The sequence below is a fragment of the Streptomyces sp. NPDC096079 genome, assembly GCF_040303145.1.
GTDB lineage: Bacteria > Actinomycetota > Actinomycetes > Streptomycetales > Streptomycetaceae > Streptomyces.
This window is the reverse complement of the sequence record NZ_JBEOST010000013.1, coordinates 85,899-103,344: the sequence shown is the minus strand read 5'-3', so window position 1 is coordinate 103,344 and position 17,446 is coordinate 85,899. Positions and strand designations below refer to the sequence as shown.

The following is a 17,446-nucleotide window of genomic DNA, read 5'->3' as shown; positions in this document are numbered from 1 at the left end:
GAACGACATGAGCACGGACCCCGGACAGCAGCCCCACCTCGTGGACCTCGAACCCGAGACCACCGCCGTCGTGCGCGGCGTCGTGTCCCCGGGTGACCTGCGCACCTTCTTCGACGAGGCCTTCGGGGCACTCGGGCGGGTGCTGCACGAACAGCAGGTCCCGCCGAGGAGCGCCGCGTTCGGCCTGTCCCACGGGAGTCCGGGGGAGACCTGGGACCTGGAGGTCGGGTTCGTCACCGGGCGAGAGGTACGGGCCGAGGACGGGGTCGTCCCCGGCCGGCTCCCCGGCGGCCGGGTCGCGCGGATGACGCATCACGGCGGGTTCGACGGGCTCGCGGAGGCCTGGGAGCGCCTCGGGGACTGGATCCTGACGCAGGGGCTGCGGGCCGGTGAGGACCGGTGGGAGGTGTACGTGACCCGGCCGACGCCGGACATGGACCCGGCCGACCTGCGCACCGAACTCAACTGGCCGATCGCCGGCTGACGCCGCCGCCCCACCCCGGCGCGCCCCAGACCGGGAACCACCGCTCCATGTCCGGCTCCATCGCGAGATCCCCCGCGAGCAGGCCCCTGACCTGGAGCTCAAGGGCGTTGTCACGGCTCTCCGCGCGATCGCCGCGCGGCGCGAAGGGGTAGAAGGTGCCGCGCTTGTAGAGGTACACGAGCGCGAGGTCACGCGCCCCCTGGCGGTCCGCCTCCGGCACGTCCGCCGGGACGCGGAACGCGACGAGGGAGCACAGCAGGTGGGACCCGAAACCGGCTTCCTCCAGGAGCGCGTTCACGGCGTGCAGGTCGTTGACCAGCGTGATCAGGTCCTCGACGGGACGTCGCACGGTGAGCCAGGTGTATCCGTACGCGTCCGAGGCGTACGTCACGGGGTGCGCCCCCGCCTCCGCGCTCCGGCCCTCGCCGCCGCCCGCGCCCCTCTCGGGCCCGGACACCACCTCGACGTCGAGGAGACCGCGCACGTCGTCCTTCAGGCGTGCGAAGGCGCCGCCCTCCACCGCGGCGAAGCACACCGAGCCGACTCCGGCAGGGACGAAGCCGGTGCCCGCCTGGAGGGTGAGCGCGGCGGCCGGCAGCCCGAAGAGCCGGTCCAGATCGGGCCGGACCGGACGGCTGCGCCCGAGGATGCTGTCGAGGAGCCCCACGGCCGTCACGCCCCACCGAGCTGCGCCGAGATCCGCGCGAGCTGTTCGAGGCGCTGTTCCAGGGTGGGATGGGTGGAGAGCAGCCGGCTCAGGCTCTCCTTGGACGAGAAGGCGGGCGCGAACCAGAAGGCGTTGTACGGCTCCGCCTTGCGCAGGTCCTGCGTCGGGATCCGCGCCATCTCGCCGCTCACCTTGGTGAGCGCGGAGGCGAGCGCGGAAGGGCGGCCGGTCAGGAGCGCGGCGGCGCGGTCGGCGGCCAGTTCGCGGTAGCGGGACAGCACGCGCGTCAGCAGGAAACTGACGACGTAGACGGCCGCGCTGACCACCGGGACCAGGATCACGGCGAAGCCGGTGGTGCTGTCCCTGCTGCGCCCGAGACCGCTGTAGAGCGCGACCCTCGTCATCATGCCCGCGAGGACGCCCAGGAAGGACGCGATGGTCATGACCGCGACGTCCCGGTGCGCCACGTGGGACATCTCGTGCGCGAGGACGCCCTCCAGTTCCTCCGGCTCCAGGCGCCGCAGCAGCCCCGTCGTGACGCAGACCAGCGCGGTCGTCTCACCGCGGCCGGTCGCGAAGGCGTTCGGCACGTCGCTCTCGGCGATCGCCACCTTCGGCTTCGGCATGTCGGCCAGCGCGCAGATCCGGTCCACCGTGCCGTGCAGCTCCGGCGCCTGCTCACGGGTCACCTCGCGGGCCCCCATGCCGAGGGCCGCGATCCGGTCGCTGAACCAGAACTGCCCCACGAACAGCGCACCCGTGATCAGCAGGATGATCGGCCAGGATCCGCGCAGCAGGACCAGCAGGACGCCGACGAACACCACGTACAGCAGGCCGATCAGGAACATCGTCGTCGCCATGCGGGTCGCGAGGCCCCGGTCGGGGGCGTAGCGAGAGCGGGACGAGACCCGGGTTCTGGGCATCCGCGCACCCTCTTCCACGAGCGGGCGGGACCGGCCGCGCCCCGGTCGGGGCAAGCCTTCCGCCCCCTCCTGCCAGTGTGCGCCCTCGCCCGCCGGAACCCATCCGCTCGGACGTCCGCCCTATCATCTCGGTGACCGGCAGGGGGCGCCGGCGGGCGAAGGGACGGGCATGTCGTCGGTGGACGGAGCACGTGCGTGGCTGCTGCTGTGCCCCGGCCTCGGCCGCGGCCGGACGGGTACGGCCGGCGGAAGCCCGGGACCGGTCACCTCGTCGCTCATCGACGCCTTCGCCGCCGAGCTCGGGGACCGGGCCGAGGTGGTCCACAGCAGTCGACTGGTACTCGGCGTGGAAGGCGGACGGCTCACCCTCACCGACACCGACGGGCGGCCCGTCGCCGCGCCCGCCGTGGCCTACGCCCGTCTGTCGACGCCCCGGCTGTCAGCCGACCGGGAGGTGACGCTCCTGCGGCACCTGGCCGCGATGGGCACGCTGCTGATCAACCCCGCCGAGGCGGTCCTGACGGCGGTCAACAAGTTCTGGCAGCTCCAGCGGCTCGCCGCCGCGGGCATCCCCGTCCCCGACACCCGCACCCACACCGACGCGCCCCTGGAGCAGGTGATCGACGCCGGGGTCCCCGAGCCGTGCGTGGTCAAGGCCGTGCGCGGCCACCGCGGTCGGCGGGTCTTCCTCGCCGCCGACGGGAACGCGCTGCGATCCGTGGCCGGCAGCCTGGACGACCGCCACCCCTACCTCGTCCAGCGGTACGTCGCCCACTCCCACGGCCGGGACCTGCGCGTCCTCGTGGTCGACGGCCGGGCGGTGGCCGCCGCGGAGCGCACGGCCGCCGACGACCGCCTCGTCTCCAATCTGGCGCAGGGCGGGACGCACGCCGTCCGCACGGGCCGTCATCCGGACGCGGAGGCGCTGGCCGTCGAAGCGGCGGCCGCCGTCGGTCTCGGCGTCGCCGGGGTCGACCTGCTCTTCGAGGCCGACGGCTCCTTCACCGTGTGCGAGGTGAACTGCAACCCCACCTGGCGGCCCGACATGCCCGGTGTCGCCGAAGCCGTCGCCGTCGCCTGCCGCGACCGTCTCGAAGCGGCGGGCCGGTGACTCCCCCTCACGGCGACTCCTCGGGGGGAACGCACAGCACCGGGACGGTGGACATGTGCAGGAGCTTGTGCGGGGTCGATCCCAGGAGTGCCCCGCGCATCGGACTCTCGCCCCAGCTGCCGACCACGATGACGCGCGCGGCATGACGGGTCGCCGCGTCGATGAGGGCCTGCGCGGGCTTGTCGTCGAGCACCTCGACGACGGTCGGCACGCCCGCCCGGTCCGCCTCGGTGACCGCGTGCTCCAGACCCGTGCGGCCCGCCTGCCGGATGGCCCGGTAGTGGGACGCGTACTCCTCGCCGACCGGCCCCGGGGCCGCCGCCCCGAAGACGAGCACGAGCTGCTCGTCGAAGGCCGCCGCCACCTCGACCGCGATGCGCAGCGCCCGGGCGGCGCCGGGGGACTCGTCGTAGCCCAGGACGACCGACATCTCAGGCCTCCTCGCGCGGGCCGTGGGAGTGGACCAGGTCGGGGTCGGCCACGCTCGGGCGCTCCCGCCAGAACGCGGGGGCCCGCAGACGCCACACGATCATGATGACGACTCCGGCGAGGGCGATGCCGATGCCGATCACGAGCGGGGGACCGAGGCCGAACCACGACGTGCCGCTGTACGAGTTCGCCGGATCGGACATGTCGGCGACCGACCGCACCAGGAGCCACGCCAGCAGTCCCGCGCCGACCAGCGGACCGAGCCCGATGAACAGGAAGTTGTGCAGGCTCGTGAACAGGTGGCGACGGTAGTAGACCACGCAGGCGATCCCCGTCAGGGCGTAGTAGAAGGCGATGAGCAGGGACAGCGCGGTGAGCGAGTCGAACAGGGCGTTGGAGCTGATGTGGCTCACCACGAGGTACCAGGCGATGGCGATCCCGGCGACCCACCACGTACTCACGTCAGGGGTGCGGAAGCGCGGGCTGATGTGACCGTACGAGGAGGGCAGCGCCCGCCGGCGGGCCATGGAGAGCGCGGTCCGCGAAGCCGGGATGATCGTCGTCTGGGTGGAGGCGATGGCGGAGGTGGAGACGGCCAGGAGCAGGATCCAGTCCCAGCCGCCCATGACGTCCGTGGCGAGCTGGGCGAAGACGAACTCCTCCTCGTCCGCGTTCTCGGCCAGGAACGTCGGCCCGGCGTACGCCACGACGGCGAACCCCACGGACACGTAGGTCACCAGCAGGATGACGGTCGACCAGAGCCCGGCCTTGCCGGGGGCCGTCGCGGAGTCCTCGACCTCCTCGGTCAGATTGACCGCCGACTCCCAGCCCCAGTAGATGAAGACACCGAGGAGGAGCCCGCCCGTGAGCGCCGCGCCACCGGCGCCGAACGGGTTCAGCCAGCTGAGTGCGGGCTCCGCGGAGTCGTACTTGCTCGTGCCGGCGTAGACGCTGTAGAGCGCCACGCCCACGAAGATCAGCAGGCAGGCCACCTGGGCCAGGATGAGGACGTTCTGCACATGGGCCGACAGCTCGGTGCCGATGACGCACACGGCCGTCATGACGAGGATGAGCAGCACGGTGAGCAGCTGACGGACGAACGTGTTGTCGACCCAGCTGTCCAGGCCGAAGGCGAGCAGGGCGAAACTGACGGCCACGTCGGCGAGCGAGCCGACGACCAGGACCCCGGTCATCGTGATGGCCCATCCGCCGAGCCAGCCGGCCCACGGGCCCATGGCGCGCGTGACCCAGGAGAAGGTGGTGCCGCAGTCCTGGTCGACCTTGTTCAGGTAGTAGAACGCCGACGCGATGAGCAGCATCGGGACGAAGGACGCGACCATGACGCCGGGCGCGTAGATCCCCACGAGGGCGACGACCGGACCGATCACGGCCGCCAGGGAGTACGCGGGGGAGGTGGCGTTGAGCCCGATGACCAGGGCGTCGACGAATCCGATGGCGTTGGGCTTCAGACCCACGGGCCGCTCGGCGGGTGCGGCGTCCTCTGCGGCCATGTTCTCTCGCTCCCGTGAGCCGGACAGAACGGCGTGACCTACGCCTTCATCGTAGGGAGGCTCGATCAGGCCTGCACGCGGGCACCGCCACTCGGGGGTGTGCGGTGCGGCGGCCGGAAGGCCGCGTCGCCAACCCGTGGCCGGGCAGCGGACGCGGAGACGGTGCCGCCCCCGCTCCGCCGCCCCGGTCCCGGCCTCAGGCGGCCGGCCCGGCCAGGAACCGCGCCGGAGCCAGCTCCAGGAACCGCGCCATCGCGACGGCCAGCGGGGCCGCCTCGGGGCTGCCGGGCTCGGCCGCCAGGCTGCGGAACGTCAGTTCCAGCACCCGGCCGCCGTCGCGGACCAGAAGCGTGGTGATCCGGGCCTGCTCCCCGACCGTGCCGGCGATCATCGTGCGCATCAACGCCTCGTCGCCGAACTGCTGTTCGAGGTCGAGCGGCTTGCTCGGGTCGTCGGCGGGCTCCGTCACCTGGACCGGGATCTCCTGGTCGCCCAGGCTGATCGTCCACGCGGCGCACTCGGCGTACACCTGCCGCATGTCGGCCATCCAGGCGGCGGCCGTTCCCGCCTCGCGCTCGGAGACGCCCTCGTCCACGACGATCGAGGAATCGGCGTTGACGAACGAGGTCCTGACCTCCCGCGCGGGCTTGTCGGTGAACGCCCGGTTCAGCAGCGCCGTGCTCTCCGGGGTCGGGCCCGTCATGGGCGGCGGGTCCTCGTCGGACGAGGGCGCGGACATCTCGCTGAAGTCCTCCAGGCCCGCCTTCTCCAGGTCACCGCCGCGCACCAGCAGCTGCCTGAGGTCCTCGGACCCGGTGTGCAGGGAAGTTGACGATTCCTCAGAGACGCTCATGGGTCTTCCTTCGTGAAATGAGGGACGCGGGGGATCTCAACCGGGCCCGGATCAGCGCGGGTTCCGCCGCCTCCCGGGGAGGGCGCGCGCGCCTGGACACCCACCCACGCCGAGAGCACCCCCGTCGGGCGACTCTAGACGATCTTCCCCCCGGGGTCACCGGGGACGGACGGGCCGGCGTGAGCGACGAGGGCGACCGCGTTCCTCACGGGGCCGGGTCGGGCGGCGGAGTCCCGGGGGCCAGGCGCCGGATGGCGACGACGGCCGCGTCGTCGTCGAGGTGTCCGGCGACGTGGGCCAGCAGGTCGTCCTGGAGGTGACGCAGCAGGTGCTCGGGGTCGTCCGCGGTCCACCGCGGCGCGCGTTCGGTGAACGGGTAGAAGCGCCCGTCGGTGTCACGGGCCTCGATCACGCCGTCGGTGTAGAGCAGCAGGAGGTCGCCGGCCTCGAAGGGGAACGTCTGGACGCGGTAGTCGGCGATGCCGAAAGCCCCGCCGAATCCGATCGGAAGGTGGCTGGCCTCGGCCACGAGCGGAACGATCCGGTCTCCGCGCAGGACGAGCGGCGGCGGGTGACCGCAGCTGATGAGGTGGACGACCGGATCGTGGTCGGGGATGTCGAGCAGCATGGCGGTGGCGAAGTCCTCGACGGTGTCCTGCTCCGTCTGCGGACGCCACTGGCTGGTGTCCCAGCGGAAGGCGGCGTCCAGGTGGACGGCGAGCCGGGGAAGGGTGGCCTGCCGGTGCGCGGCCGCCCGGAAGGCGCCCAGCAGCAGGGCGGTGTTGCTGATGGCGCCCAGGCCGCTGCCGCGTACGTCGCCGATGAGGAGCCGGGTGCTGTGGTGGTCGGTGCGCGCGGCCGCGTACAGGTCGCCGCCGAGTTCGGCCTCCTGCTCGGCGGGGATGTAGAGGCCGGCGATCCGCAGGGGGCCCGCGCGGACCGGCAGGGGCCGCAGCAGCACTCGCTGGGCCGCCTCGGCCACCGACCGGACCTGGAGCAGCTGTCGCTCGCGCCGCCCCCGCAGCACACAGACGGTGACGCAGACGGCCGAGACGACGATCAGGGCGGCGATCTGGGCCTGGAGGTTCGTGGTGTCCGAGACCCCTCTGAGCACGCCGATCAGCACCTGGGCCGCCACCGCGAGAGCACCCATCACCGCCGTCGTCCGGGCACCGGCGAACGCCACCGTGATCGCGGGCGCCGCCACGAGCAGGGGGCCGAGGTGGACGTGCGGCGGGGACAGCACATCCACCACGCACACGGTGACGATCAGCGCGAGGGGGATCACGAGAAGCGCGGGCGCGTGCCCCTGCCGCCAGGAACGCCGGGCGTCCGACCATGCGCGAAGGACCATGCCCCAAGCCTTCCACCCGCCTCGGCACGCACGCGCACGCCGCTCCGACGGACCCCGGCCCATGGCAGCGTCCCCTGGCTCGGTGGGACTTGGTGAACGAGGGCGTGGGGACATGATTCGGCAGGTTCGACTCCGGGACCCGGTGCCGAAGCCCGTGGCGGGGGACAGGGCGTTCTCAGGTCTCCGGCTTCGGGTCCGGGCCAGGCGGGTGGAACGGTTGCTGTAGCCGAGCGACGCCTCCGGGGTTGGCTCCGGGGATCCTCGCGAAGTAGTACGAGTCGGGGCTGTCGCCGACCAACGTGCCCAGTCCGAGGCCCTTGTGGGGGTCGTCCAGCGAGACGAGCACCGCACCCGAGTCACCGGAGTCGACCCTGCCTCCGACGGGGCCGACGCGGATGAGGTCCCTGAAGAAGTTGCATCGCTTCGTGTCGCCGGAGAACACCCTCAGGAGGCTGTGCACGGATCTGACCGTCCCGTCATGCCGTCCCGTCATCGTTCCGGCGAAGGCCACGCGAAGGCCGTGTCCGGGCCCCACGTAGGGACGCGCCTTGAGGTCCGGCGGTCCCACTGTGCCGATGTCGGAGAGTCTGATGCTCTGCTCGTCACTGGGCCATACGGCGGATCCGGACGCCGGGTCGCCGATGACGTAGCTCGTCTCTGCCGTCGGAATCGCCCACGCCAGGTCGTAGGTGTTGAAGAGGAAGGGCCCTTCGTGGTTCGCCGGGTACTCGAGGACGGGGTAACTGTTCTCCACCACGCCCAACCGCATGGTGTCGAGACGCCACTGCGTCCTCGCGGGGTCTCCCTTCCTCGGGCGTGGCGGCTGGTAGACCGGCATCGAGGGCTGGGATACCAGCCGGTCGGGGAGGCCGGGTTCGAGCAGGACGCCGGCGACGTGCCCCGCGGTGAAAATTCGGGCCCCGCCACCCCAGTCGGCGACGGTCATCGTGCCCTTGTGCGCATTCTGGTTGTGGAGGAGGCCTACTTCGAGCCCGCCCCAGGCCGGTCGGCGGTGCCAGCCCGCCCATCGCTCACCTGCGCACAGGACGGTCGGTTCGACCTCCCTCACGTCCGTGGGTGTGTACGTCCTCGCCGCGGGATGTCCCGGATCGGCCGTCAGCGTCTCCACGAAGGGAGGAACGCCGAGTTCGTGAGCGGAGAGACCGGACACCGGTTTCTTCTCCAGCACCTGGACGCAGATCGCCCAGTCGCGTGTCTCGCGACCGGCGACGACCTTGAATCCCATGTCGAGCCCGACGATGTTCGGATCGCACATCCAGTGCGCTACGGATTCGTGCAAGCGACAGCTCGGGAGTGCCTTCACGACAGCCGTCCTTCGTGGCCGGACCGTTCGACGACGAGCCCCTCGGCCCGGCGATTCCGGAGGATCGCGATCCCGTCGCCTTGCCGGGGCCACCCGGGTCCGTCGGTGCTGACGACGGCCCGTCGTCGACAGCCGATGGGGTCGGCTGCGAGCCCTCAGTCCATCTACCCACCCCGCGCGGTCCTCCGCATCTTGCGGCGGAGGAGTTCCCGCCCGGAGCGCGGATTCCCCCGTCGCCTCAACTTCCGCTGCTCACCTGCCAGTCGGCCTCGGCCCGGATGCGGTGAAGCCCACGAGGGTGCACCGTGGATTCGAGGGGCGGTGTCAGCGGTCCGAACTCCGCGGGGCGGGACCGGTCGGGGAGGCCGGACCGCTGTGGTGTCCACGCCCGGCGGACGCGAGGGACAGGGGCGTGAGAAGGATGGCCGAGAAGGTCTTCAGCATCATCGAGGTGGCCGAGCAGGACGGCACATGGGGGTACTCGGACATCAATTTCTCCGAGGAGCGCACGCCCGGTTCCCCGGCTCCCGTTGAGGGACCGCTGTGGCGGCAGGTCAGCCCGGTGGCGATCGCGGGGACCGGTCTCGCGGCCGTGGGATCCGTCGGGGACGACCGGCGCGTCTACTACCAGGACCTCGACCGGAGCGTGGTCGGAACCGCCTACCGGTCGTCGCCGCCGACGGGACGGTGGACCGGGTACGAGGTGTTCACCAGCGCCGTCGGCGCCCCCAGCGCCGACGGGGGAAGCGCGCTGGCGGTGACGGGAGAGATCGGCGACCTGCGGGTCTACTACCTCGACGACGGCCGTCGTCCGGTGCGGCTGCGGGAACGGGACCAGGAGTGGACGTACGACGTGTGCGCCGACGCCCCGCCGGGTTCGCCGATCAGCCCGCTGGCCGCTGTCACCGCAGGGCAGGTCGAGTACGTCTACTACCTGGACGTGCGCGGTCATGTCGTCGAGGCCTCCTGGCACGGGGCGGAGGGCTGGTCGTTCGACGATCTGACGTCCGGGACCGAGGGGTGCCCGATGCCTTCCCCGCTCGGCCGGCTGACCGCTGTCCGCCGCGGCTCCGCATCCCGGACCGTGTACTTCCTGGACGAGACCGACAGGCCCGTACAGCTGGAGCACGTGGTCGTCGCCGGCACGAAGAAGGACCCGGAGGGCCGGACGGTGTGGCGCGTGCAGCGCCTCTCCGCGTACGGGGCTCCGGCCGCCGTCGCCGGCAGCCGCCCGGTCGTCGTGCCCACCGCCGACGGGCATCCACGGCTCTACTACCCGGACGCCGACCGGCTGGTGGTCGAGGTGGGGTTCAACGGCCTCGGCTGGGACGTCCACCACGCCGGTGCCGAAGCCGACCGGGGCGCGGGCGCCCCCGCGGCCGCCGAGGGCACGTCACTGGCCGCGGTGGCCCGTGGCGACCACCGGGGGGTCCAGGTCTACTACCTGGGCGCCGCCGACGCGGGGAACGGCCCGGACGAGGGCGACGGCAACCTGATCGAACTGGAGGGGTCCGGGGCCGAGTGGACCGCCCGCCACCTGGGCGCCGAGCTGGGCCTGCCCGAGGTCGCCACCGGAGTGCCCAGCCCGATCACCGCCATCTACACCAGTGGTCCGCGCGTCTACTACACGACCGTGGAGTAGACGTCCGCGCGGGGCGTGGGCGCACCCGGCCCCCGGACGAAGGAGGAGCACCCCGATGCGTATGAACGACACCTACCGGGAGGCCGTGAGCGGAGCGCTCAAGTCCGCGGACGAGGGAATCCGGACGAACATGACGGTCACCAACGGCACGCCGGTGCACCTGCTGGTCTACTGGGTCGGGCTCGACGGCCTGCTGTACGGGCGCAACAAGCGGACCCGCAAGCTGGCCCCGGGCCACGCCGGCCAGGTCCTGGACCCGGGAGCGACCGCCACCTGGAGCAACGTCGACCGCGGCTACTGCTTCGTCGCGAAGGTCGGATACTCGGGTGCCTTCGCCGCCGTCTGGCGGGTCGACCGGGACAACGCCGCCGTGACCCTCACCGGCCGTGACCTGCTCGACCCGGACGACATCGGGGAGGTCCCCGTCCCCACCGGCTCCATGATCATCCCGCCGAACGGGCCGAGGATCCTGGTGGGGGCCGGGGTGCTGCGCAAGGACAGGTTCGTCACGCGGGAGCAGTTCTGGCAGCGGCTGCCGAACTCGTACAGCCTCGCGGCCGGTGAGGAGAAGGTCGTCAACTACACGCAGACGCAGGGGATGCAGGAGAGCTCGTCCGACGCCCGGACGGTGACGGGGTCGGTCAGCAGCAGCGCCAGCGCCGGCTGGGGCCCGTTCAGTGCCTCCGTCAACGCCTCCCTGAGCACGTCCTCCACCAAGACGCAGCAGGTCACCGTCTCCACCCAGACGACCAGCTTCACGTCGAACAGCTACTCCAACGACACGTCCCACGGATGGCTGTGCCTGTACTGGCAACTCACCGACACCCTCACGGTGTTCGACGACACCGGCACGCCGCTGTCCTCGGTCGTCTCCGGCGTGGGCCCCTCCGTCGTCTGGGGCCCCGTCGAGGTCGACACCCTCGCGGACGAGGATCCGGACGCGCCGGCCGCGCGCGCCGCGATCAGAGCCGACACGCCCGAGATCGTCTCCGTCCGGCCGTCGCCGGAGCCGCTCCGAACCCCTTGAGGTCGGTCCGGAAAGTCCCGCCCGGCCCCCCCGGTTCTCCCGGACAGGTCGATCGCACGGCGGCACACCACCGCGCAGGGGCGGATGCCCCACCCGACAGCTGGAGGGAATCATGGTGACAGCGGGTGCCCGCCCCACAGGTGTGATGCCGGGCGGAGGCTACACGGCGGTCATCGAAGTGGCCCGGGAGCCGGACGGCACGTTCCACTGGACCAACCTCAACATCGCCGCGGCCGGCGACGAGGGACGCGGCATCCTGAGACCCGCTCCCTTCCCGGCCCTGACCAGCGGCCTCGTCGCCGACGGTTGGGGACAGGACGACCGGTCCGTCTACTACGCGGACACCGACGGCGCCATCATCGAGCTGAGGACCGACGGGACCTCCTGGGCCTTCAAGAACCTCACCAGCCGCGTCGGCGTGCCCGTGGCCGCGTGGAACAGCCCGTTCGCCCTCGCCGGGACGCGCTCCAGGACGATGATGCTCTATTACGTGGAGGAGGACGGCCAGTTGGTCGTCATGAAGGCCAGGGGCACCTGGAGCTTCATGGTGAAGCGCCGCATCCCCAAGGTCCCGGCGAAGAGCGCGCTGGCCGCGCTGCAGAACGGCAGGGGCCGGTTCCTCTACTTCCTCGACAAGCGCGACCACGTCATCGAGGTGGAGGGCTTCGGGCAGCCGGCGACCAGGATCACCGATCTCACCGCCTACGCGCGGCTCCCCGCGGCCTCCCCGCTCAGCGGGCTGACCGCGGTGGGGTGGGGCTACGACCACCGGCGCATCTACTACACGAACACCGACGACAACCTCATCGAGATGCTGGGCTTCGGGGGCGAGGGCGAGAACGGATGGCAGTGGCAGAACCTCGGCTGGAAGGGGGTCGGACAGCTCAAGGACGGAAGCCCCCTCTCGGCCGCACCGACCGCAGGCCCCGTGGAGGGAGTCGCCCTGTGGGGCAGGGAATCCGCACCGCTGTGGGCGAAGGGCGGGTCCGGCTGGAACACCCAGGAGATCCACACGACCCGTGAGGGAGCCCGTCCGGTGGTGGCCGCCCACAGCTCCGTCGCCTGCGCGGCGGGCACCGACCACCGCCCCTGGGTGTCCTACCTCGGCGAGGACGGTCACCTCGCCCTGTGGCGGGGGCCGGAGTCGGACTGGCTGTGGTGGGACCTGACCGCAGACCTGAAACTTCCGGCCGCCGCCCAAGTGGCCCCGCAGGGGCCGCTGGCCCTCATCCACACGGAGCGGGGACCGCGCCTCTACTACCTCACCGACGAGCCCGAGTTCTGAGGGGCTGTGCCGCGCGCGTGGGTGCGCGGCGGGTGATCGGAGCTCATCATGCGCATGAACGACGACTATCTGCGGGCCCTCGACGGGTCCCTCGTCTCGCCCCCCAGGAAGGCCAGGGCCTCGGTCCTGGTCATCAACGACCTCTCGATCCCCCTCGACCTCTTCTCCGTCGACGAGTCGGGTGACCTGTGCGGGCCGGACGCCGACGGGAACTGGGTCGCGGGACTGCCGGGCCTCGTCATGGGGCCCGACGGCGACAACGTCGTGATCACCGGTGACTGCTGGGCCGACAGCTACTGGCTGGCCAAGTCCCACTACTCCGGAGCCTTCGCGGCGGTCCTGCGGAACCCCGGGGGCAAGAGCACCCTCACCTTCTCCGGGTCAGACCTGCTCGACCCGAACGACATCGGACCGATCCCCGAGCCGAGCGCGGACATGCTCATCCCGCAGGACGGACCGAGCGTCCTGCTGGCCACCGGTCTCGTCCAGCACGGCACCACGTCCCGTACCCCGGTGACCGTGTTCGGGGACGAACAGGTCGGGCTCGGCGTGGCCGTCACCCGTGAACAGTTCTGGCACTGCACGGGGGAGTCCTACAGCCTGGCGCCGGGCGAGTCGAGAACCGTCAACTACACCGTCTCGCAGGGCATGCAGGAGAGCAGTTCGGACGCCGAGACCACGAACGCGTCCGTCGGCGTGAGCGCGAGCGCGGGATGGGGCCCGTTCAGCGCGTCCGTCTCCGCCTCCCTGAGCGAGTCGTCCACCACCAGCCAGCAACTCACCGTGTCGACGGAGACGACGTCCTTCGTCTCCAGCACCTACCAGAACCTCGGCGACTACTCCGAGCTCAACTTCTTCTGGCAGCTCATGGACGTCGTGACGGTCTACGACGAGGACGGCCACCCGCTCTCCTCGGTGATCTCCGGCGAGGTCCCCTCGGTCGTCTCCGGCCCCTGGAACGTCATGGAGATCGAAGGCGACAGGAAGAAGCGAGAACTGAAGAGAAAACCCACTCACGACCGCCCGGGCAAAGGCTGAGTCCGCGTGCGTTGGCGGGCGGTGCGTCGGGGTCAGTGGGTGGGGCCCGTGCTGTCGCGTGGCATCAGGCGGGGGAGCAGGAGGCGTCGTCGACGGCCGGGCGGTGGCGAGCCGCCGACCGCGGCCAGCAGCAACTCGACGGCCTCGCGGGCCATCGCCCGGGTGGGCAGGGCGACGCTGGTGAGCGTGGGGCGGGTGAGCAGGCCCTCCGTGGTGTCGTCGTGCGCCACCACCGACAGGTCGCCCGGGATCGAGCGTCCCGCGTCACGGGCCGCTTCCAGGGCCCCGACCGCGAGCACGTCATGCGTGGCGAAGAGCGCGGTCAGCGAGGGGTCGGCGGCCAGGGCCGCCGCCGCTGCCGCGACACCGCCGCTGAACGAAGGCTCCGGAGCCATGTGCACGGCGCCGTCCGGGACGTCCAGGCCGTCCTCGGCGAAGGCGCGGCGGAAGCCGTCCACGCGTACGGTGTGGGCGGGGCTGGCGAGCACGGCCACCCGCTCGTGGCCCAGTTCGCGCAGATGACGGCCGGCGAGGTGGCCGCCGTGTTCGTAGTCGACGGTGACGACGGGGAACCCGGCGGGCGCCGTCGTCTCCCAGGCGCACAGGGCGACGGGGAAGCGTTCGCGGGACAACAGCGGCAGGTGGTCGGTCAGTCCCTGGTCGCCGGCGACGAGGAGCGCGTCGACCGAGCGGCTGGTCAGCCCGGCCAGATGCCGTCGGGCCCGCTCGCCGTCCCTGCGCGTGGTGCACAGCAGCAGGTGGTAGCCGTGCGCGTCGAGCACGTCCTCCACCTCCTCGACGACCTCCGCGTAGAACGCCGTGGACACGGTCGGGACGATGAGGCCCACCGCGCGCGTGCTGCCGGTGGCCAGGGAGCGGGCCACCAGGTTCGGGACGTAGCCGAGGTCGGCGATGGCGGCGCGTACCCGGGCCTCCGTGGCGGGGCGTACCGGCACGCGGCCGGAAATGACGTTGGAGACGGTCTGCTTGGTGACGCCGGCGCGCTCCGCCACGTCCTGCATCGTCACCATCGCCCACCTCGACTTCGCCGATCAGAAGGGCTTCGCAACGTATCCGTGCCATGAGGGGCGGTCAAGGAAGGTCCCTGCGGGGCGGGGGCGGCGGCCCGGAGGGCTGCCTGCGCGTGCGCTGTCCGGATGGCAGAAGTTTCCGGTCCGAAGCCCTTGTTTTACCGGTCAAATGAGCCGTACGGTCCACCCCATCGGACGGCTGCACATCGAAGACCCCCCTCAGTCAACTCCTCCGAGCAGGGAGTATCCGTGACCACTCCTCCACGCAGAAGGGCAGCCGCACTCGCCGCGGCCGCGCTGCTCGCCACCGCCGGCACCGCGCTGACGCCCACGGCGTCCGCGGCCCCGGCCGCCGCCTCGTACACCGTCACCGTCGGCGCCAAGGGCTCCTGGACCACACCGGACGACACGCCGGCCGGTACGTACATCGACAAGGACGGCACGTTCTACTTCCAGCAGGCACACGCGCTGTACGGCGCGGCGGACGGCCGCAGCTGGAGCTTCTTCAGCGGGACGAACCTCGACACCGCCACCCGGTCCGGTGCGATCAGCGACGCGGTCGACCCGGCCAACTCCAGCGACCGCAACAACGACACGACCTGGCGCTGCAACAACAGTCCGACCGGCCTGACGGCCACTCAGGCGCCCGCCGGGTCGGGGTACGCCCACCGCAACTACTGCGACCTCGCGGGCGTCTGGGTCGACCCGGACACCGGGGACTGGTACGGCCTCGTCCACAACGAGTTCACCCCGCAACCCTTCGGCGACGGCCTGCACTTCGACGCCATCGACTACGCCGTCTCCAGGAACCAGGGCCGGACGTGGACGATCAAGGACCATGTGATCACCTCGCCCTACAGCACGAAGCGCGGCGACACCACGGCCTTCCCCCAGCAGACGTACGACTACGGCGACGGCGACCAGCGGCTGTTCGTCGACACCGGCTCCGGCTACTTCTACGCGTTCTACGGCTCCCGGATCGTGAACAAGGGAGGCAGCTGGGCCGCGTTCTACAGCCACGTGGCCAGGGCCCCGATCTCCGCGAAGATGGCGCCCGGCTCCTGGCAGAAGTGGTACGCCGGCGCCTGGTCGGAGCCCGGAACCGGAGGCCGTGAGAGCAACATGGTCCCGGTCGGCTCCGGCAGCACCACCGGCTACACCCCGCCGGCCAAGGAGTACGCCCCCGCCAACAGCGGCACCGTGAGCCAGCAGGTCGCCGCCGGCCTCATGCCCCCGACCTCGCCGCTGTTCGTCATGGACATCACCTACAACGCCCACCTGGGCCTGTACATCGGCGAACCTCAGGCGGTCGACCAGAGCGGGAACGCGCCGCAGGAGATCTACGCCACCGCCGATCTGACCACCCAGAAGTGGTTCCGCCTCGGCGACACCGGCAGCCACAGGAACGCGTCCTGGTACCGCTGGTTCCTGGACGGCGGCAACAAGACCAGCTCCACCATCGTCGGCAGGAACTTCCGCTCGTACTGCTCCTTCGGCTGCTCCAAGGGCAGCAGCGGCGAGTACGTCAACCTGGCGATCGACACGTCGGCACCGGACGCGCCGGTCGACACGTCCCAGGCGTACCGCATCTCCAGCGCGGGCGGACGGATCCTGGCCCAGGTCTCCGGCAGCTCCTCGACGACCTCCCTCGCCACCGCCACGGGCTCCGGCCTGGAGTCGTGGACCTTCGACTCCAACGGCGACGGCTCCTACCGCATCGCCAACTCCTCCACCGGGCAGCTCCTGGGCGTGGGCGCCACCTCCCCGAGCACCCGCGCCTGGGGCACCAAGCCCACGGTGACCGCCGCGGGCACCGGTGGACCCACCGTCGGACAGCAGTGGTTCGTCATCCGCGGCACCTCGCCCGCCGACGGCACCCCGACCGGCACGTACAAGATCGTCAACCGGTACAGCGGCCTCGTCATCGGTCTCTCCGCCGACTCCACCCGCCTCGCCGAGACCACGCCGACCCGCAGCTGGACCAACACCACCGGCAACGCCGTCGGCGGGACCCGGACGGCCGGCGAGCAGACCCTGACGCTGACCCCCACCGCGCAGGCCCCCGAGACGGTGACCGTCGACAACCCGGGCAACCAGGCCGGCACCCCGAACCGGGCGGTGTCCCTGCAGCTCACGGCAGCCGACTCCGCGCACAAGCCGCTCACGTTCACGGCGACCGGCCTCCCCGCCGGTCTCACCATCAGCTCCGGCGGCCTCGTCTCCGGCACCCCGACCACAACCGGCGCGACGAACGTCACCGTCACGGCGTCCTCCGGCACCGCCACCGGCACGGCGACGTTCACCTGGAGCGTGTCCGCGCTCAACGGCACCCACAGGCTGACCGCCGCCGGGAAGGCACTCGACGACCCCGACCACAGCACCACGAGCGGCACCCAGCTCATCACCTGGACGCCCAACGGCGGGGCGAACCAGAGCTGGGCCCTCACCCTGCTGACCGACGGCGCCTACGAACTCAAGAACGTCGAGTCGGGCCTCTGCACCACCGTCGACAACGGCTCCACCACCGCGGGGGCCCGGATCACCCAAGCGACCTGCACCGGAGGGTCCAGCCAGCGCTGGACCCTCACCCGCCGGACGAACGGCAGCCACACCGTCGCCTCGGCGGCGAGCGGGCTGCTCCTGACCACCGCCTCCTCCGCCGACGGAGCGCTCGTCACCCAGCAGGCCGACACCGGCACGACCCTCCAGCAGTGGACCGTCACCTGACACCCACACCAGCCTGAGCCGGCCCACCACCCCCCCGTCC

15 protein-coding genes are annotated in these 17,446 nt (G+C 71.7%); 7 read left to right on the top strand and 8 right to left on the bottom strand.

The window, feature by feature from the left end; genetic code table 11:
* Positions 1-7 precede the first annotated feature (7 nt).
* A complete protein-coding gene (locus tag ABTY59_RS24945) occupies positions 8-484 on the top strand; it encodes a GyrI-like domain-containing protein (RefSeq protein WP_352021250.1) in 477 nt (158 codons plus the stop codon).
* Here the strand turns inward: ABTY59_RS24945 and pspAB are convergent.
* Together pspAB and htpX are read right to left on the bottom strand one after the other, a co-directional pair.
* Entirely contained in the window at positions 462-1,151 is a 690-nt protein-coding gene (gene pspAB, locus ABTY59_RS24940; protein ID WP_352021345.1) for a PspA-associated protein PspAB, read from the bottom strand. The genes ABTY59_RS24945 and pspAB overlap by 23 nt on opposite strands.
* A gap of 5 nt (positions 1,152-1,156) precedes the next feature.
* The gene (gene htpX / locus ABTY59_RS24935; protein ID WP_352021249.1) at positions 1,157-2,074 is read right to left on the bottom strand and encodes a zinc metalloprotease HtpX; all 918 of its coding nucleotides are present in this window, start codon (positions 2,072-2,074) and stop codon (positions 1,157-1,159) included.
* Positions 2,075-2,243: 169 nt separating this feature from the next.
* On the opposite strand from htpX, the gene ABTY59_RS24930 reads away from it, so the two are divergent.
* On the top strand, positions 2,244-3,185 hold the full coding sequence (locus ABTY59_RS24930) for a RimK family alpha-L-glutamate ligase (protein ID WP_352021248.1): 942 nt from the start codon (positions 2,244-2,246) through the stop codon (positions 3,183-3,185).
* A gap of 7 nt (positions 3,186-3,192) precedes the next feature.
* Here ABTY59_RS24930 and ABTY59_RS24925 read toward each other — a convergent pair whose 3' ends face one another.
* The 5 genes from ABTY59_RS24925 to ABTY59_RS24905 all read right to left on the bottom strand — a co-directional run bounded on the left by ABTY59_RS24925 (position 3,193) and on the right by ABTY59_RS24905 (position 8,656).
* Positions 3,193-3,615, bottom strand: a complete 423-nt coding sequence (locus ABTY59_RS24925; protein ID WP_352021247.1) for a universal stress protein — start codon at positions 3,613-3,615, stop codon at positions 3,193-3,195.
* 1 nt (position 3,616) lies between these two features.
* Positions 3,617-5,125, bottom strand: a complete 1,509-nt coding sequence (locus tag ABTY59_RS24920) for an APC family permease (RefSeq protein ID WP_352021246.1) — start codon at positions 5,123-5,125, stop codon at positions 3,617-3,619.
* Positions 5,126-5,321: 196 nt separating this feature from the next.
* Positions 5,322-5,978: a hypothetical protein gene (locus ABTY59_RS24915; protein ID WP_352021245.1), complete on the bottom strand. Its 657-nt coding sequence runs from the start codon at positions 5,976-5,978 to the stop codon at positions 5,322-5,324.
* 205 nt (positions 5,979-6,183) lie between these two features.
* A complete protein-coding gene (locus ABTY59_RS24910; RefSeq protein WP_352021244.1) occupies positions 6,184-7,332 on the bottom strand; it encodes a PP2C family protein-serine/threonine phosphatase in 1,149 nt (382 codons plus the stop codon).
* Between the two features lie 175 nt (positions 7,333-7,507).
* On the bottom strand, positions 7,508-8,656 hold the full coding sequence (locus ABTY59_RS24905) for a hypothetical protein (protein WP_352021243.1): 1,149 nt from the start codon (positions 8,654-8,656) through the stop codon (positions 7,508-7,510).
* Positions 8,657-9,068: 412 nt separating this feature from the next.
* Here ABTY59_RS24905 and ABTY59_RS24900 point away from each other — a divergent pair, with 412 nt between their 5' ends.
* The 4 genes from ABTY59_RS24900 to ABTY59_RS24885 all read left to right on the top strand — a co-directional run bounded on the left by ABTY59_RS24900 (position 9,069) and on the right by ABTY59_RS24885 (position 13,648).
* Entirely contained in the window at positions 9,069-10,298 is a 1,230-nt protein-coding gene (locus ABTY59_RS24900) for a hypothetical protein (protein ID WP_352021242.1), read from the top strand.
* Between the two features lie 55 nt (positions 10,299-10,353).
* Positions 10,354-11,325, top strand: coding sequence for a hypothetical protein (locus tag ABTY59_RS24895; RefSeq protein ID WP_352021241.1), 972 nt, complete (start codon positions 10,354-10,356; stop codon positions 11,323-11,325).
* A 112-nt stretch (positions 11,326-11,437) separates the two neighbouring features.
* Positions 11,438-12,610, top strand: coding sequence for a hypothetical protein (locus tag ABTY59_RS24890; protein WP_352021240.1), 1,173 nt, complete (start codon positions 11,438-11,440; stop codon positions 12,608-12,610).
* A 48-nt stretch (positions 12,611-12,658) separates the two neighbouring features.
* The gene (locus ABTY59_RS24885; protein ID WP_352021239.1) at positions 12,659-13,648 is read left to right on the top strand and encodes a hypothetical protein; all 990 of its coding nucleotides are present in this window, start codon (positions 12,659-12,661) and stop codon (positions 13,646-13,648) included.
* A gap of 32 nt (positions 13,649-13,680) precedes the next feature.
* On the opposite strand, the gene ABTY59_RS24880 is transcribed toward ABTY59_RS24885, so the two are convergent.
* Entirely contained in the window at positions 13,681-14,679 is a 999-nt protein-coding gene (locus tag ABTY59_RS24880; protein ID WP_352021238.1) for a LacI family DNA-binding transcriptional regulator, read from the bottom strand.
* Positions 14,680-14,928: 249 nt separating this feature from the next.
* Between ABTY59_RS24880 and ABTY59_RS24875 the strand changes: the two genes are divergently transcribed.
* Entirely contained in the window at positions 14,929-17,406 is a 2,478-nt protein-coding gene (locus ABTY59_RS24875) for an RICIN domain-containing protein (protein ID WP_352021237.1), read from the top strand.
* Positions 17,407-17,446 lie beyond the last annotated feature (40 nt).

What these genes read in the sequence shown, in the direction of transcription:
- ABTY59_RS24945 (WP_352021250.1), top strand. Translation starts at nt 8, where the DNA reads ATGAGCACGGACCCCGGACAGCAGCCCCACCTCGTGGACCTCGAACCC.
- htpX (WP_352021249.1), bottom strand. Translation starts at nt 2,074, where the DNA reads ATGCCCAGAACCCGGGTCTCGTCCCGCTCTCGCTACGCCCCCGACCGG.
- ABTY59_RS24930 (WP_352021248.1), top strand. Translation starts at nt 2,244, where the DNA reads ATGTCGTCGGTGGACGGAGCACGTGCGTGGCTGCTGCTGTGCCCCGGC.
- ABTY59_RS24925 (WP_352021247.1), bottom strand. Translation starts at nt 3,615, where the DNA reads ATGTCGGTCGTCCTGGGCTACGACGAGTCCCCCGGCGCCGCCCGGGCG.
- ABTY59_RS24920 (WP_352021246.1), bottom strand. Translation starts at nt 5,125, where the DNA reads ATGGCCGCAGAGGACGCCGCACCCGCCGAGCGGCCCGTGGGTCTGAAG.
- ABTY59_RS24915 (WP_352021245.1), bottom strand. Translation starts at nt 5,978, where the DNA reads ATGAGCGTCTCTGAGGAATCGTCAACTTCCCTGCACACCGGGTCCGAG.
- ABTY59_RS24910 (WP_352021244.1), bottom strand. Translation starts at nt 7,332, where the DNA reads ATGGTCCTTCGCGCATGGTCGGACGCCCGGCGTTCCTGGCGGCAGGGG.
- ABTY59_RS24895 (WP_352021241.1), top strand. Translation starts at nt 10,354, where the DNA reads ATGCGTATGAACGACACCTACCGGGAGGCCGTGAGCGGAGCGCTCAAG.
- ABTY59_RS24890 (WP_352021240.1), top strand. Translation starts at nt 11,438, where the DNA reads ATGGTGACAGCGGGTGCCCGCCCCACAGGTGTGATGCCGGGCGGAGGC.
- ABTY59_RS24885 (WP_352021239.1), top strand. Translation starts at nt 12,659, where the DNA reads ATGCGCATGAACGACGACTATCTGCGGGCCCTCGACGGGTCCCTCGTC.
- ABTY59_RS24880 (WP_352021238.1), bottom strand. Translation starts at nt 14,679, where the DNA reads ATGGTGACGATGCAGGACGTGGCGGAGCGCGCCGGCGTCACCAAGCAG.